The 16332-nt window shown below is 63.4% G+C and carries 11 protein-coding genes; 4 read left to right on the top strand and 7 right to left on the bottom strand.

Going from position 1 to position 16332, the window contains the following annotated elements; genetic code table 11:
• Nucleotides 1-125 precede the first annotated feature (125 nt).
• A complete protein-coding gene (ppnN, locus tag MRBLPB4O_RS11060; protein WP_086975190.1) occupies nt 126-1499 on the top strand; it encodes a nucleotide 5'-monophosphate nucleosidase PpnN in 1374 nt (457 codons plus the stop codon).
• A gap of 58 nt (nt 1500-1557) precedes the next feature.
• Here ppnN and MRBLPB4O_RS11055 read toward each other — a convergent pair whose 3' ends face one another.
• Together MRBLPB4O_RS11055 and pssA are read right to left on the bottom strand one after the other, a co-directional pair.
• Nucleotides 1558-2703: a GGDEF domain-containing protein gene (locus tag MRBLPB4O_RS11055; RefSeq protein ID WP_341798434.1), complete on the bottom strand. Its 1146-nt coding sequence runs from the start codon at nt 2701-2703 to the stop codon at nt 1558-1560.
• A gap of 354 nt (nt 2704-3057) precedes the next feature.
• A complete protein-coding gene (gene pssA, locus MRBLPB4O_RS11050) occupies nt 3058-4386 on the bottom strand; it encodes a CDP-diacylglycerol--serine O-phosphatidyltransferase (protein WP_341798433.1) in 1329 nt (442 codons plus the stop codon).
• A 180-nt stretch (nt 4387-4566) separates the two neighbouring features.
• On the opposite strand from pssA, the gene MRBLPB4O_RS11045 reads away from it, so the two are divergent.
• The gene (locus MRBLPB4O_RS11045) at nt 4567-5574 is read left to right on the top strand and encodes a GlxA family transcriptional regulator (protein WP_341798432.1); all 1008 of its coding nucleotides are present in this window, start codon (nt 4567-4569) and stop codon (nt 5572-5574) included.
• A gap of 68 nt (nt 5575-5642) precedes the next feature.
• Here MRBLPB4O_RS11045 and MRBLPB4O_RS11040 read toward each other — a convergent pair whose 3' ends face one another.
• The 3 genes from MRBLPB4O_RS11040 to katG all read right to left on the bottom strand — a co-directional run bounded on the left by MRBLPB4O_RS11040 (nt 5643) and on the right by katG (nt 10782).
• Nucleotides 5643-6977 carry an MFS transporter gene (locus MRBLPB4O_RS11040; RefSeq protein ID WP_341798431.1) on the bottom strand — a complete coding sequence of 445 codons (1335 nt, stop codon included), beginning with the start codon at nt 6975-6977 and terminating at the stop codon, nt 5643-5645.
• Nucleotides 6978-7158: 181 nt separating this feature from the next.
• Entirely contained in the window at nt 7159-8370 is a 1212-nt protein-coding gene (locus MRBLPB4O_RS11035; protein WP_341798430.1) for a M24 family metallopeptidase, read from the bottom strand.
• Between the two features lie 156 nt (nt 8371-8526).
• On the bottom strand, nt 8527-10782 hold the full coding sequence (gene katG / locus MRBLPB4O_RS11030; RefSeq protein WP_341798429.1) for a catalase/peroxidase HPI: 2256 nt from the start codon (nt 10780-10782) through the stop codon (nt 8527-8529).
• A 305-nt stretch (nt 10783-11087) separates the two neighbouring features.
• Between katG and MRBLPB4O_RS11025 the strand changes: the two genes are divergently transcribed.
• Nucleotides 11088-11990: a LysR family transcriptional regulator gene (locus MRBLPB4O_RS11025; RefSeq protein ID WP_341798428.1), complete on the top strand. Its 903-nt coding sequence runs from the start codon at nt 11088-11090 to the stop codon at nt 11988-11990.
• Nucleotides 11991-11998: 8 nt separating this feature from the next.
• Here MRBLPB4O_RS11025 and MRBLPB4O_RS11020 read toward each other — a convergent pair whose 3' ends face one another.
• A complete protein-coding gene (locus MRBLPB4O_RS11020) occupies nt 11999-12877 on the bottom strand; it encodes a DMT family transporter (RefSeq protein ID WP_341798427.1) in 879 nt (292 codons plus the stop codon).
• A gap of 246 nt (nt 12878-13123) precedes the next feature.
• Here MRBLPB4O_RS11020 and MRBLPB4O_RS11015 point away from each other — a divergent pair, with 246 nt between their 5' ends.
• Nucleotides 13124-13948 (top strand): aldo/keto reductase, encoded by an 825-nt coding sequence (locus MRBLPB4O_RS11015; protein ID WP_341798426.1) that lies wholly within the window; start codon nt 13124-13126, stop codon nt 13946-13948.
• A 173-nt stretch (nt 13949-14121) separates the two neighbouring features.
• Here MRBLPB4O_RS11015 and MRBLPB4O_RS11010 read toward each other — a convergent pair whose 3' ends face one another.
• Nucleotides 14122-16218 (bottom strand): EAL domain-containing protein, encoded by a 2097-nt coding sequence (locus MRBLPB4O_RS11010; RefSeq protein WP_341798425.1) that lies wholly within the window; start codon nt 16216-16218, stop codon nt 14122-14124.
• Nucleotides 16219-16332: the final 114 nt, after the last annotated feature.

Genomic DNA, 16332 nt, shown 5'->3' with positions numbered 1-16332 from the left:
GCGGGCAAGCCCGCGAAGAAGCCAACCCGGTCTCAAGGTTTTTCACCAGCCCCCTCGTTGCCGTCCACATTTCTCGGTATGGTGTTGTCAAAGAAGGATGTTTTACCCGCACAGGAAAGACTTAGATGCCTCAACGCAATGTCATCAATGCATCCGTCAGCCCCAAAGGCAGCCTGGAAACGCTGTCACAACGTGAAGTGCAGCAACTGAGTGAAGTCGGTACCGGTAGCCTTTACACCCTGTTCCGCCAGTGCGCCCTGGCCATCCTCAACACCGGCGCCCATGTCGACAATGCCAAGACTATCCTCGAGGCCTACAAGGACTTCGAGGTTAAAATCCACCAACAGGACCGCGGCGTGCGCCTGGAGCTGCTGAATGCCCCGGCCGACGCCTTCGTCGATGGCGAAATGATCGCCAGCACCCGTGAAATGCTGTTCAGCGCCCTGCGCGACATCGTCTACACCGAGAGCGAGCTGGCCAGCCAGCGTATCGACCTGGAAAGCTCGCAGGGCATCACCGATTACGTGTTCCACCTGCTGCGCAACGCGCGCACCCTGCGCCCGGGTGTAGAGCCGAAGATGGTGGTGTGCTGGGGCGGCCACTCGATCAGCACCGAGGAATACCAGTACACCAAGAAGGTCGGCCACGAACTTGGCCTGCGCAAACTGGACGTGTGCACCGGCTGCGGCCCTGGCGTGATGAAGGGGCCGATGAAAGGCGCCACCATCGCCCACGCCAAGCAGCGCATGCATGGCAGCCGCTACCTGGGCCTGACCGAGCCGGGCATCATCGCCGCCGAGGCGCCCAACCCGATCGTCAACGAGCTGGTGATCCTGCCGGACATCGAGAAACGCCTGGAAGCCTTCGTGCGTGTCGGTCACGGCATCATCATCTTCCCGGGCGGTGCCGGCACGGCCGAGGAGTTCCTCTACCTGCTGGGCATCCTCATGCACCCGGACAACCACGACGTGCCGTTCCCGGTGGTGCTCACCGGCCCGCGCAGCGCCGAGCCTTACCTGCAACAGTTGCATGCCTTCGTCGGCGCCACCCTGGGCGAGGCGGCGCACCGCTTGTACGAAATCATCATTGATGACCCGGCCGAGGTTGCCCGGCACATGGTCGAAGGGCTCAAGGAGGTCAAGCAGTTCCGCCGTGAGCGCAACGACGCCTTTCACTTCAACTGGCTGCTGAAGATCGAAGAGAGCTTCCAGCGCCCGTTCGACCCGACCCACCAGGCCATGGCCGAGCTGGACCTGCGCCGCGAGCTGCCACCCCATGAACTGGCTGCCAACCTGCGCCGGGCCTTTTCCGGCGTTGTAGCGGGTAACGTGAAGGACAAGGGCATCCGCCTGATCGAAGAGCACGGGCCGTACCAGATCCGCGGCGACAGCGCTGTGCTGGATCCACTGGGCCGGCTGCTGCAGGCCTTCGTCGACCAGCACCGCATGAAGCTGCCGGGCGGCGCGGCGTATGTGCCGTGCTACCAGGTAGTGACCTGACACCCGCTGCCTAAACAGTCATCCCAGGCTATTGGGGCTGCTGCGCAGCCCCATTAGTCTATTGGTTGAGGTCAGCCATCGGCCGCTCAACAAACCGAATGCTATCGCGCCCACTGCGTTTGGACTGGTACAAGGCCACATCCCCCTGCTCGATCAACGCCGCCAGGCTCGCCGGTGGCTGGTCGAACAGGTTCACGCCGATGCTCAAGGTAACCGCGTGCGGGGTGGGAACGGTCTTGCCGGCATACTGCTGGAATAGCTCGCGCAACATCCCACCCAGCTCCACTACCTGCTCGCTACTCGCCCCGCTCAACAAGATGACGAACTCATCACCGCCCAATCGCGCGGCCAGCGCCCGCTCGGGCAGCGCCGTGCGAATCATCTCGCTCAGGGCAATCAGCAACCGGTCCCCGGCAATGTGCCCATGCAGGTCGTTGACCAGCTTGAAGTTGTCAATGTCGATCAGCAGCAACGCCCCAGGCTGCGCCGGGCTCACGTCCTTGAAGAATTGCCCCGCCCGCACCTCCAGCGCGCGCCGGTTGTACAGCGCGGTCAGCGGGTCGCGGGCTGCCAGCCGGGCAATCCGCTCCTCGCGCCGATAGCGCACAGTGCCGGTCATCGACAAGGCAATCAGCATGATCGCCATCGCCCCCTCGACCAGGGAAACCTGAATGATCAGCCCGCCAAAGGTGGCCAGGTCAATCAACGTACCCGGCGTGATCGCAATGATCGCCTTCGCTACATAGAACAGCCCATGGATCAACAACACATAGCGCAACTGCACTGCCCCGACACTCAGCGACTTGCCATGCGGCCGCAGCAGGAAGCTGGCCTTGAGCGTCAGCGAGGCGACCAGCAACGAGTTGACCATCAGCATCACCTTCGACCACTGCGGCCCTACGGGCAGCAGCAGCAAGGCGAACCAGACCACCACAATAATCAGCCAGGCCCGCGACAAGCGGTCCTGGGTAAAACGCAGTACGCCTAGCAGGAAAAACCAGTGCGCCACCACCAGCAAACCGTTGGCAAACCAGATACCGATGAACAACAACCCGACCCCGCGCAACAAGGCCAGGATACAACCGACAGTAATAGTGGCAAACCCGGCACTCCAGAACAGCAGTGATGTTTCGCGGACACTGCGCCACTCAATCGCCAGGTACAGGGCAGCCGCAGCTGCCAGGGCGACCGAGATGGTCAGCATCGTGGGTGGATCTAGCGCCATATACGCATTGGCCTATCTGGTTAACGAGGAAAAGGCCCGATTGTATGCGCTCGTGATGACTTTTCAGAGGGGCCTTGCACGGTTGACTGCAAATGATAGCCCAGCCCCTCTAGATGGAGGCATGCCAGCAATATCATTTTGACATCAAGGCACCGTGTTCACTACAGAAATCGCAGTGGTCTCGCCCCCCGCGCCCGGCCAGTGGATGACCGGCAGGCACCAGCATCACCAGGCGCTCGGTGCGAAACGGCAGCGATACCACGCCCTCACTGGCCTTTCGCGACACAAGGCCGCTCCCCCCAAAAAACGTACAGCATCGACTGGTGCAATGCCTCAGAGCACGCGCTTGATCAACGGCTCCAACCGGCTGAAACGCAACCGCCGCAGAAGCTTGCGTACTTCCTTGGGGTGTTCGGCCTTCACCCCCAACGCCTCTGCCGAGGCAATCTTCGGCGCATGCCGGCGCAGCTCGCTCAGCTCCGCTTCCCTTGGCGCCAGCCATTGCCCTTGCGGGTCATCGATCAGCAGGCCGTTTTCCAGGTCCAGGTTGAACCCGCGCGGGTTCAGGTTGTTCCCGGTCAGCAGCGAATAGCGTTGGTCGACCCACACGCCCTTGGCATGGAAGGTATGCCCGGGATCGTTCCAGATCCGCACTTGTAGCTGGCCGCTGGCAATCGCCGCATGGCGGCGTCGGGCGAAGGCACGCAGGTTGTCTTCGTACAGATAAGGCAAGGCGCCACTGGCACTGAACGGCTCACCCGGGGCGATGTAGAAGTCGTTGGCCGTGCGATCACCGACGATCAGCTCAACGTGCACCCCCCGCTCCAGCGCATGGTCAAGCTCGCGCATAACCACCCGCGGCGGGTTGAAATACGGCGTACTGATGATGAGTTGCGTGCGCGCCGCCGCCAACAGGGCGCACATTGCCCGGTTCAACGGGTTGCCACGGCCCACGCCCAACAGCGGAATCACCCGCAACCCCTGCCCTGCCACGCTGGATGGTGCCTCGTAGGCCATGCGCCGCAACCGCGCTCGCAAGCGCCGGATATCGCCGCGCAGGCTGCGGGTGGCAGGTTGTGCAGGCAAGTCGAGGCGTGGTGTGGCGGTGTGGTGCAACAGGCGCTGTACCAGGTCGACCATGGCGTCGGCAAGCCCCGGCGACTGGAACAGGTGGTAGCGGTCCAGGCGATAGCGGTCGAAGCGGTGCAGGTAGACGTTGTTCAGGCTGGCGCCGGTGTAGATCACGCAATCGTCGATGATGCTGCCCTTCAAGTGCAGCACGCCGAACAGCTCGCGGGTCTGCACCGGCACCCCGTGAATGACGATATCCAGCCCGCGCAACTGGCGCTGGGCCTGATACCAGGCGGCGTTACCCGGCTGACGCCCGCCCCCCAGCAGACCACGGCGGGCACGGAACCAGTCGACCACGATGGTGATTTCCAGCCCTGGCCGCTCGGCCTTGGCCTGGTACAAGGCATCCAGCACTTCCTGGCCAGCCTCGTCTTGCTGCAGGTACAGTGCGACGATGACGATGCGCCGGGTCGCGGTGCGGATGCGCTCGAGCAGGCAGGCGCGGTATGCCTTGGCATCGGGCAGCACCTGGATCGACTCGGGCGATATGGCGTAGCCTGGCAATGCCGCCAGCATGGATTCGGGGTTCACGAACGATCACCTTCTCTGTGCAATCACTGTCGGCCCTGCCAGCCGGCGGGGCCATTCCTGGCCGCTGCGCCCGGGGTGTAAGATCAACCCGGCAACGACCTATAACAACAAGAACCACGCGAGGCTGTATTTCTCTCTGCCCCTGACGAACTCTGCCTCAGCTTGCACAGGAACAGCGCAATGGTCCACCCCGCTTCTACAAACCTGTCGCCGTCTATTGTAAAGAGTTGTTCCGTAAAGACCTTCGGCTTTCTGATTTTGCCCAACTTCACCACCATCGGTCTGGCGTCGGCGGTGGAAACCCTGCGCATGGCCAACCTGGCCGCGCGCAAGCCACTGTTTCGCAGCGTGCTGATTGCTGCGGACGAGGCACCCGTGGTCGCCAGCAACGGCATGCGGGTACTGCCCGACTACAGCATCGCCAACGCCCCGGAGCTGGACACGTTGCTGGTGGTCGGCGCCAACCCGATCGACCGTGGCCGTAGCAGCCGCCCGCTGATCGACTGGTTGCGCAAGCTGGCCCGCCAGCACCTGCCATTGGGCGGTATCTGCACCGGTAGCTACCTGCTGGCCAAGGCCGAACTGCTCAAAGGCTACCGCTGCACCATCCACTGGGAAGACCTGCCGACATTGCAGGCGCACTTCCCCGGCATTGTCATTTCCAGCCAGCTGTTCGAACTGGACCGCGACCGTTATACCTGCTCGGGCGGTGTGGCAGCCATGGACATGATGCTGCAACTGGTGGCCCGCGAACCCGGGGGCCAGGACATTGCGGCCAAGGCGGCAGAGCTGTTGCTGTGCGACCGGGTGCGGGGCGAGCGCGATCGCCAGCGGATACCGCTGCGCACCCTGCTTGGCAGCGCTCAACCCAAGCTGAGCCAGGTGGTGGCGATCATGGAGGCCAACCTGGAAGAACCACTGGGGCTCGAGGAGCTTGCCAGCCTCAACGAGGTGACCGTGCGCCAGCTGGAGCGGCTGTTCCACAAGTACCTGCAGCGCACGCCCAGCCAGTATTACCTGGAGCTGCGGCTGTCGCGGGCGCGGGAGTTGCTGCTGCGCAGCGATGTGCAGGTGCGCGAGGTGGCGCTGGCCTGCGGGTTCAGCTCGCCGGCGCATTTTTCCAAGAGTTACAGCCGGTTCTTTGGCTTGTCGCCGCTGGGGGAGCGGCGGCAGGCCTCTTTACACTGATCCAGATCTTGCACTAGTTTTGCCGGCCTCTTCGCGGGTAAACCCGCGAAGAAGCCAGTACAGGCTTATCAATCTTCCAGTGCCGAGTGCGCCGTTTCCCGGCACATCAGCATCGCCACCAGTGCCACCAGTGCTGCCGCCAGCAAATACCCCGCCGGCGCCAGCTTGCTGCCAGTCACCTGAATCAGCCAGGTGGCAATGAACGGTGCGGTCCCGCCAAACAGCGCGTTGGCCACATTGAAGCTGAGGGCAAACCCACTGAAGCGCACCCGGGTCGGGAAAATCTCGGCCAGCAGGCACGGCAAGGTTCCGTCGTTCATTGCCAGTATCGCCCCGAAGCAAATCTGGATCGCCAGGATGACCAGCAGCGGTTGCCCGTCAAGCAGGCGGAACAACGGCACGGTCAGCCCCAGGAACAACAGCGAAGCCACCACCAGCATGGTCTTGCGGCCAAACCGGTCGGAAAGCCGCCCCATCAGGAAGATCAAGCCAATATAAGTGGCGAGCGATACTGTCGAAGCAATGAATGAATCCCGCTCGCTCATGCCCATTTCACTGGACAGGTAGGTCGGCATGTAGCTGAGCAGCAGGTAGAACGCCACCGCGTTCAGGCAGGTAACGCCAATGCCGATGGCCAGGCTGCGGCGGTGCTGGCCCAGCAGCTCGCGCAGCGGCGTCGGGGCCATGCCGGCCTTGTGTTCCAGGCGCTGCTCCATCTCCAGGAACTTGGGCGTGTCCTGCAGGCTCATGCGGATATAGCGCCCCACCAGGCCGAACGGCGCCGCCAGCAGGAACGGCAGGCGCCAGCCCCATTCATGCAGGGCTTCGCTGCTGAGCAGTTCGTGCAGTACCGCCACGAACGCCGCACCAAACAGCAACCCCGCTGCCGTGCTGGCCGGCACGATACTGGTGTACAGGCCACGACGGCCGGGCGGCGCGTATTCGGCCAGGAACGCCGCAGCACCGGCGTACTCGCCCGACGCAGAAAAACCCTGCACCAGGCGGATCAGCAACAGCAGCGCCGGCGCCCACAAACCGATTTGCGCATAACCAGGCAGCAGGCCGATGCAGAAGGTCGATACCGACATGATCAGGATCGACCACGACAGTGCGTTGCGCCGGCCATGGCGGTCGCCAAAGTGCCCCCAGACGATACCGCCTAGCGGGCGGACCAGGAACGACAGGGCAAACACGGCGAAGGTTGCCAGCAGGCCGTTGGTCTTGTCGGTCTGCGGGAAGAAGGTGGCGGCGATGATGGTGGCCAGGTAGCCGTAGGCGGCGTAGTCGAACCACTCGACGAAGTTGCCCATGAAACTGGCCCGGGCGGCCTTGCGCAGGGCCTGGCGTTCGGCATTGTGTGCGGGACCGGCGACGGCGGATGGGTCAAGTGTGGTGCTGGACATGACGGGTACCCTCTGGTTCTTTTAATTGGAGGCAGGGTCTGGTGGTCATACAGTGATATTTTTGTTGTCCGGGTTGGCCTCATCGCCGGCAAGCCAGCTCCCACACGGGACTTCACAGGCATTGCATGCTGTGCAGTATCTGCGGGCGCTGGCTTGCCGGCGATGAGGCCTGCTGCGGTCTTTATTTGCGAATGATGTTGTGCTCCGGCCCATACGGGAACCTGGTGATGTTCTCGGCGCCGTTGTCATTGACGATCAGGATGTCATGCTCGCGGTACCCGCCCGCCCCCGGTCGCCCTTCGGGCAGCATGATCATCGGTTCGATCGACACCACCATGCCAGGCTCCAGCACCGTGTCGATGTCTTCGCGCAGCTCCAGCCCCGCTTCGCGGCCGTAGTAGTGGCTCAAGGTGCCGAACGAGTGGCCATAGCCAAAGGTGCGGTACTGCAGCAGGTCGTGGCGCAGGAAGATTTCGTTCAGTTCACGGGCGATGTCGCTGCAGCGCATGCCCGGGCGTACCAGTTTCAACCCAGCCTCGTGCACCTCCACGTTGGCCTGCCACAGGCGCAGGTATTCATCCGGGCAATGGTCGAGGAACAGTGTGCGCTCCAGCGCGGTGTAGTAGCCAGCGATCATCGGGAAACAGTTGAGGCTAAGGATTTCACCCTTGCCGACGCGACGGCTGGTCACCGGGTTGTGCGCGCCATCGGTGTTGAGCCCGGACTGGAACCAGGTCCAGGTGTCCATCAGCTCCGCATCGGGGAAGCGCCTGGCAATTTCACGGACCATCGCCTGGGTGGCATGCAGCGCCACTTCATACTCCGGCACCTGCTCGCGCAGCGCCTCCACCACCGCCGCACCGCCAATGTCGGCCACCTGCGCACCGTGGCGGATCAGCGCCTGCTCCTCAGCCGACTTGATCATGCGCATGCGCATGCACGGCGCGCCAATGTCCAACAACTCGGCTCTGGGGTAGCAGGCGGCCAGCTTGGCGTGGTTCTGCAGGTTGAGGTGGTCGTGTTCGACGCCGATGCGCGAGGCCAGCGGCAGCGCCTGCTGGATGGCAACGAAGTAGTTGTCGCGTTGCCAGTCGGTGTAGACGATGTTGTCAGTGCCGACCGTGCGCCGCCAGGGCTGCCCGCCATCGATATTGGCGCTGATCGAGACGACCTTGTCCTGGGTGATCACCAGCGCATACGGGCGGCCGAACGAGCAGTAGAGGAAGTCGCTGTAGTAGTTGACGTTGTGATACGACGTGAAGATCGCCGCTTCGATGTCCTGCTCGGCCATGTAGGCCCGCAGCCGGGCGTGGCGGGCTGCATATTCCTGCGCCGAAAAGGTCGGCTGCACCTTGTCGCCATTGCGGATTTTCAGGGTCTTGGGCATTTGCATGGTCGGGGTTCCTTGTCGTTGTGAGCACGCTGTTCAGGCCGGCCGCCTGAGAAGCATTGCAACAGAACCGACGAGGACGCTTTTGTATCTATCCGACCTGGAATTGGCGGGATCACCAGGGCCAAGGGGGCTGCTCTGCAGCCCCCCGCAACACCGTTACTTCAGGTCAAAACGATCCAGCTCCATGACCTTCTGCCAAGCGGCCACAAAGTCCCGCACGAACTTGTCACCCCCATCACTGCTGCCATACACCTCGCTCAACGCCCGCAGCTGGGCATGCGAACCAAACACCAGGTCAACCCGGCTACCACTCCACTTCACCTGCCCGGTCTTGCGGTCGCGGCCTTCGAAGGCCTCGTTGTCCGCCGAGGTCGGCTTCCATTCCACGCCCATGTCCAGCAGGTTGCGGAAGAAGTCGTTGCTCAGGGTGCCGGGCTTGTCGGTGAACACGCCCTGCTTGCTGCCGCCATGGTTGGCGCCCAGCACGCGCAGGCCGCCAATCAGCACGGTCAGCTCCGGCGCCGTCAGCGTCAGCAACTGGGCCTTGTCCAGCAGCAGCTTCTCAGCCTTGACGCTATAGCGGGCCTTGGTGAAGTTGCGGAAGCCATCGGCCAACGGCTCTAGCACGGCAAACGACTCGACATCGGTCTGCGCCTGAGACGCATCGACGCGGCCCGGGCGGAACCCTACGCTGCCCGTGTAACCGGCGTCCTTGGCGGCTTTTTCAACGGCTGCGGTACCGGCCAGCACGATCAGGTCGGCCAGAGAAACCCTCTTGCCGCCGTTGTTGAACTCGCCCTGGATCTTTTCCAGCGCCGCCAGCACCTTATCTACCCCCTGGTTTGCAGCCCAGTCCTTCTGCGGTGCCAGGCGCACGCGGGCGCCATTGGCCCCACCGCGCTTGTCGGAGCCGCGGAAGGTCGACGCCGACGCCCAGGCGGTGGCGACCAGTTCGCCCACGCTCAAGCCCGAAGCCAGGATCTTGGTTTTGAGATCTGCGATGTCTTGCTCGCTGATCGTGGCTGGATCTGCCTTGGGCAACGGGTCTTGCCAAAGCAACTCTTCGTTGGGCATTTCCGGGCCCAGGTAGCGGGCCAGCGGGCCCATGTCGCGGTGGATCAGCTTGTACCAGGCACGGGCAAAGGCATCCGCCAGCTGGTCAGGGTTGTCCTTGAAGCGACGGGCGATCGGCTCGTAGATCGGGTCGAAACGCAGCGCCAGGTCGGAAGTAAGCATCGACGGTGCGTGTTTCTTGCCCGGATCGTGGGCATCCGGCACGGTGCCTGCGCCTTTGCCCTCTTTCGGCCGCCACTGGTGCGCACCGGCCGGGCTCTTGGTCAATTCCCACTCAAAGTTGAACAGGTTGTTGAGGTACTCGTTGCTCCACTTGGTCGGGGTAGAAGTCCAGGTCACTTCCAAGCCGCTGGTGATGGTATCCCCGCCTTTGCCGGTACCAAACTTGTTGGGCCAGCCCAGGCCCTGCAGCTCAAGGCCAGCAGCTTCCGGCTCGGGGCCGACATTGTCGGCAGGGCCGGCACCGTGGGTCTTGCCAAAGGCGTGGCCGCCGGCGATCAGCGCCACCGTTTCTTCATCGTTCATGGCCATGCGGCCAAAGGTTTCACGGATATCCTTGCCCGAGGCCACCGGGTCGGGGTTACCTTCCGGGCCTTCCGGGTTCACGTAGATCAGGCCCATCTGCACGGCGGCGAGCGGGTTTTCCAGGTTCCGCTCGGCCGACAGGTCGCGATTCTGTTCTTCGCCGTGCTTGGCCGGCTCGGCCACCAGGTCCCCCTGGCCTGGCGGCTGGGCCTTGACCTGCTCCTTGCCGTAGCGGGTATCGCCGCCCAACCAGACCTTTTCCGAGCCCCAATACACATCTTCGTCCGGCTCCCACACATCGGCGCGCCCGCCAGAGAAACCAAAGGTCTTGAAGCCCATGGATTCGAGAGCAACGTTACCCGTGAGCACGATCAGGTCGGCCCAGGAAATCTTGTTGCCGTATTTCTGCTTGATCGGCCACAGCAGGCGCCGGGCCTTGTCCAGGCTGACGTTGTCCGGCCAGCTGTTCAGAGGGGCGAAACGTTGCTGGCCAGAACCCGCGCCACCGCGGCCATCGCCGATGCGGTAGGTGCCCGCGCTATGCCAGGCCATGCGGATGAACAGCGGACCGTAGTGGCCGAAGTCGGCGGGCCACCAGTCCTGCGAGTCGGTCATCAAGGCGGTCAGGTCTTGCTTCAGGGCCTGGAAGTCGAGGCTCTTGAACGCCTTGGCATAATCGAAGTCCGGATCGGGGCTGGATTTCGACGAATGCTGGTGAAGAATGCGAAGGTTGAGCTGGTCAGGCCACCAGTCACGGTTGGTGGTGCCGCCACCTGCGGTTTGATGGAACGGGCATTTCGATTCGTTCGACATCTGCGGGTACCTTTGGGTCGGTTATCCAGATTTCCGGTCTATGCCAGGTGTTCTTTCAGCCGAGCGTGTGGGCTCGTGCTACCCCTCATCAGGTCTACACGGGGCCACGGGAAAGACTAGACGAGCTTGGGCAGAGTTCTAATAGAGTGGCTGTTAGGGGTTGATAGGCTGGCTCTGTCAGGTTTGCCTGTGCTGGCCTCTTCGCGGGTGAACCTGCGAAGAGGCCAGCACATTCATACAAGGCAAGCAGGCCAGCGGCGTGCTTCAATACACCGCCAAGCCCTCTATTCCGGAACCTGAGCCCAATGAACCGCAACGACCTGCGCCGCGTTGACATGAACCTGCTGGTGCTGTTCGAAGCCTTGATGATCGAACGCAACCTGACCCGCGTCGGTGAAAAGCTGTTCATCACCCAGTCCACCGTCAGCGCCGCCCTCGCCCGCCTGCGCGAGCTGTTCGACGATCCGTTGCTGATCCGCAGTGGCCGGGCCATGGAACCCACGCCAAGGGCCCTGCAGATTTTTGCCGAACTGGCGCCAGCGATGGACGTGATTTCCGCCGCCATCAGCCGCGCCCGCGAATTCGACCCGGCCAGCAGCTGCAATGTGTTCCGCCTGGGCCTGTCGGACGATGCCGAGTTCGGCCTGTTCCCGGCCTTGCTGCAGGCCCTGCGCGAAGAAGCCCCGGATATCAGTGTGGTTGTGCGGCGCGCCAACTTCCTGCTGATGCCTGGCCTGCTGGCCAGCGGCGAAATCTCGGTAGGTGTGAGCTACACCACCGACCTGCCAGCCACGGCCAAACGCCGCAAGCTGCGCGACATCGGCGTGCGCGTGCTGCGCGCCGACGACCGCCCCGGCCCGCTGACCCTCGACGAATACTGCGCGCGCCCGCATGTGATGGTGTCGTTCTCCGGCGACATGAGCGGCAACATCGACCTGGACCTGGCGCGCATCGGCCGTTGCCGCAAGGTGGTGCTGGCGGTGCCGCAGTTCGGCAGCCTGCGCGCCCTGCTGCGCAACACCGAGCTGATTGCCACCGTGCCGGACTACGCCGCCTGCGCCCTGGCCGACGACGGTAGCCTGCGCGCCGACCCGGCGCCGTTCGACATCTCCGAGGCCGAGCTGTCCATGGTCTGGAGCGGCGCCCAGGACAACGACCCGGCCGAGCGCTGGCTACGCGAACGCATCCTGCAGTTCATGGCCCGGTAGGTAATCACTCACTTCTTGCGCTGCATCCACGCCGCGCCCAGCCCACTGAGGCAGATCACCGAAATTCCCGCCAGGCTCAGGCTATCCGGCACCTGGCTATAGAATAGAAGCCCAAGCAACCCGGCAAACACGATCTGGCAGTAGCTGAACGGTGCCAGCAACGCCGGTGCCGCATGGCGGAAGGCCTGGGTCAGCAGCAGGTGCGCAGTCATGCCAAAGCCACCCAGCGCCAGCATCAGCAGCGCATGGTCCCAACGCGGCACCACCCAGAAGAACGGCACCAGTGCACTCATTGCCAGGGTGTTACACAGCCCTGCATAGAAGTTGCTGGTGGTCGGGCTGTCATGCGCAGCCAGAATGCGCGTCAGCAACTGATAGAAGCAGAAGCCCAACGCCGAACCGAAAGGATACAGAATGGCCGGGGTAAACATCGCCCCACCCGGGTGCACCACCACCAGCACGCCGATAAAGCCCATCACCACCGCCACCCACTGCCCCACCGTCACCCGTTCTTTCAACAGGGGTGCCGATAACGCGGTGACCAGCACCGGGGCAAGAAAGTTGACCGCAGTGGCCTCGGCCAGCGGCAAGTATTGCAGGCCAGTGGTAAACAGCAGGCTGGTGCTCAGCAGGCTCAAGGCCCGCAGCGTCTGCAACACCGGGCGGCGCGTACGCAGCACGTTAAGGCCTGACTTGGGCAGGAAGATGCCGGCCATCAGCAGCGTATGCACCACGTACCGGGCCCACACCACCATGACGATCGGGTACAGGCCGCCGAGGAATTTGGACAAAGCATCGTGGCTGGCAAACAGCAACGTCGCCACCACCACCAAGGCGATGCCGCGCAGGGGTTGGTTGACGCCGGACAGCGGTGTACTGGAACTCATGGCTCTCTCGATGACGGCCCGCCAGCAGGCAAGCCCAGGGAAGGCCGCACAGGCGTGGCCTGGCGGATGCGACTGCTCGAATTCTAGAAGAGATGCCGCAGCATAAGGAAGTTCATTTGCCGCTTGTCCACGCCGGCTGCAATTACTGTTCGCTGATCGACCACTTTGTGCCTTGAACGCATGGCCCGGGCCTCGCTGATCACCCACCATCGAGTGCGAACCCTGCACACCCTACAAGGAATTTACATGCAAAGGCTCACCACCCGTAACGGTCTGGACCTGCCAGCAATCGGCCTGGGCACCTGGCCAATGACCGGCACCGAATGTACCCAGGCCGTGCACCGGGCGCTGGACGTGGGTTACCGGCACATCGACACTGCCACCGCCTACGAAAACGAAGCGGCCGTTGGCCAGGCCCTGCGCGACAGCGACGTGCCACGCGAGCAGATCCACCTCACCACCAAGGTGTGGTGGGACCGCCTGGAGCCCAAGGCCATGCGCCAGTCGCTGGAAGACAGCCTGCGCGCCCTGGGCACCGAGCAGGTCGACCTGTTCCACATTCACTGGCCCGGCAAGGATTGGGACCTGGCACGCAGCATCGACACCTTGGTAGCGCTGCGTGACGAGGGCAAGGCGCGCCACATTGGCGTGGCCAACTTCCCGCTGGGCCTGCTGCGCCAGGTGGTGGAAACCCTGGGTGCGCCGTTGTCGGCGATCCAGGTGGAATACCACGTACTGCTCGGCCAGCAACCGCTGCTCGACTACGCCCGCCATCATGACCTGTTGCTCACCGCCTACACCCCGCTGGCCCGCGGCCAGGCGGCGGCGCAGCCGGTGATCCAGGCGATTGCCCGCAAGCACGGCGTGCTGCCCAGCCAGGTGGCGCTGAAGTGGTTACTGGACCAGGACGGTGTGGCGGCGATCCCAAAGGCCAGTAGCCGCGAGAACCAGCTGGCCAACCTGGCAGCATTGAACGTGCAACTGGACGACGAGGATCGCGCGGCGATTGCCCAATTACCGAAAGACCAGCGGGTGGTGAGCCCGGCGTTTGCGCCAGACTGGAATAGCTGAAATTCGTAAGCGCGACACGGACCTTGTGGGAGCGGGCGTGCCCGCGAAGAAGCCAACTCGGTGGCTGGCACCGGCTGCGCCGGTGTTCGCGGGCATGCCCGCTCCCACAAGGATTGCACAAGCTCTTAAAATTTGAGCAAGACAATTACCCCCACAATGGGCTGCGTGAGCCGTCAGCTAGGCGTTATGACCTGCTTCAACCGCTCACTCGCCGGTGCCGGCCGCCCGTACAGGTAGCCCTGGAAATGCGAGCACCCTTCCGCCGCCAGCCGGCGCATCTGCTCTTCCGACTCCACCCCCTCGGCCGTGGTCTTGATCATCAGGCTGTTGGACAGGTCGGTAATGGCACGGATGATCGACATCGCCTCACGGCTTTCGCACATGTCATGCACGAACGACTTGTCGATCTTGATCCGGTCGAACGGGAACGACCGCAGGTAGCCGAGCGATGAATACCCGGTGCCGAAATCGTCCAGCGAAATGGACACGCCCAGGTCTTTCAGCGCGCGCAAGGTGCGCACGTTTTCCTCGCTGTTACCCAGCAGCACCGACTCGGTGATTTCCAGCTCCAGGCGCTGCGCCGGTAGGCCCGAGTCGGCCAGGGCCAAGGCCACAACCTGCACCAGGTTGGCATTCTTGAACTGCACCGGCGACAGGTTGACCGACACCGTCTGCTCGCTGTCCCAGCTGGCCGCTTCCTGGCAGGCCAGGTTCAAGGCCCGGGTGCCCAGCTCATGAATCAACCCGGTTTCCTCGGCAATGGGGATGAAGTCCATGGGCATCACCATGCCACGGCTCGGGTGCTCCCAGCGCAGCAAAGCCTCGTAGCCGGTGATGCAGTGGGTCTGCTGGTCGACCACCGGCTGGTAGTGCAGTAGCAACTGGCCCAGGTGCAGCGCAGTACGCAGGTCGGTTTCCACCAGGCGGCGCTGGCGGGCTGCAACGTCCAGTTCGACCTCGAAGCACTCGTAGCGGTTTCGCCCGTTGCGCTTGGCCTCGTACAGCGCCATGTCGGCATAGCCGAGCAACTGCTCGGCCTGGTCATTGTCATCGGGGGCAATGGCAACGCCGATGCTCACCCCCACCGTGAACTGGTGGCCTTCGATCTGGAACGGCGGGCAAATGGCATTGATCAGGCGCTGTGCGGTGTTGCACGCGGCATCGCGGCCATCAAGCCCGGTCAGCACCACGGCAAACTCGTCACCGCCCAGGCGGGCCAGGGTGTCGTGTTCACGCAGCTCACGGCGCAGGCGCTTACCCAACTCACGCAGCAGCTTGTCGCCGAAGGCATGGCCCAGGGAATCGTTGATGTTCTTGAAGTTATCCAGGTCCAGGCACAGCGCAGCGGTCAGCTTGGCGTTCTCGCTGCCACGCACCAGCGCCTGGCGCAGGCGTTCGTTGAACAGCGTGCGGTTGGGCAGCCCCGTGAGCGCGTCATGGTGCGCCATGTGGTGGATCTGCGCGTGGGCGGCCAGTTCCTCGGTGGCATCCTCGGCAACAAACAGCACGTAATCAGCCTGGCCTTCGCGGTTCTGGCTGAGCAAGGTACGGCTGCGCAGGGTACGCGGGCCACGGGCGGTGTCGACCCGGGTCTCGGCAGCATGGCCCTTGGTGCTACGGGCGCCACGGGCCAGCTGCTGCTCAAGGTAGTCGGCAGCCGCCGGGCTCAGGCACTCGCCAGGCAGTTGGCCAATCATGCTGCGCTCTGGCCCGCCGAACAGGCGCTCGGCCTGCTGGTTGGCCAGCAGGATACGCTGGCTCTCCAGGTCCTGGACGATGACGCTGGCGGGGATATTGGCAATGACCGAATCCAGGAACTGCGAAAGCTTGGCCATTTCCTGGCTGTACTGCTCGGCGAGTTCCTTGGCCTGCAGCAGCTCCAGCTCCTGACGGCGGCGTTCGGAAATGTCGCGGGTAACCTTGGCAAAACCCACCAGTTGGCCGGCATCGTCGTACACCGCGTCGATCACCACATGGGCGTGGAAGGCCGAGCCATCCTTGCGCATGCGCGAACCGATTTCTTCAAAGCGCCCGGTGCTGCGCGCCTGCTCCAGGTTATGCGCGGGCAACCCGGCGGCGCGCTCGGCATCGGTGTAGAACAGCGAGTAATGCTGGCCGACGATTTCCTCGGCGTGGTACCCCTTGGCACGCTGAGCGCCGGGGTTCCAGTTGGCGACGACACCTTCGGGGGTGAGCATGTAGATGGCATAGTCCACCACACTCTGAATCAATAGCCGGTACATGATGTCGGGGCTTGCGACTAACGACATGAACTTTACCTGAACCTTCGAAGCGCATGAAAAGGGACCCCGGCAAGCAGTGGCCGGGCTTCTGAAAGCGTTGATGGCATTATGCCGCTCATGACGATTTTGTGAAGTAGCTCA

Source organism: Pseudomonas sp. LPB4.O (genome assembly GCF_038383825.1).
GTDB lineage: Bacteria > Pseudomonadota > Gammaproteobacteria > Pseudomonadales > Pseudomonadaceae > Aquipseudomonas > Aquipseudomonas putida.
The sequence above is the reverse complement of the archived record's forward strand: the minus strand, read 5'-3'. Positions and strand labels throughout refer to the sequence as shown.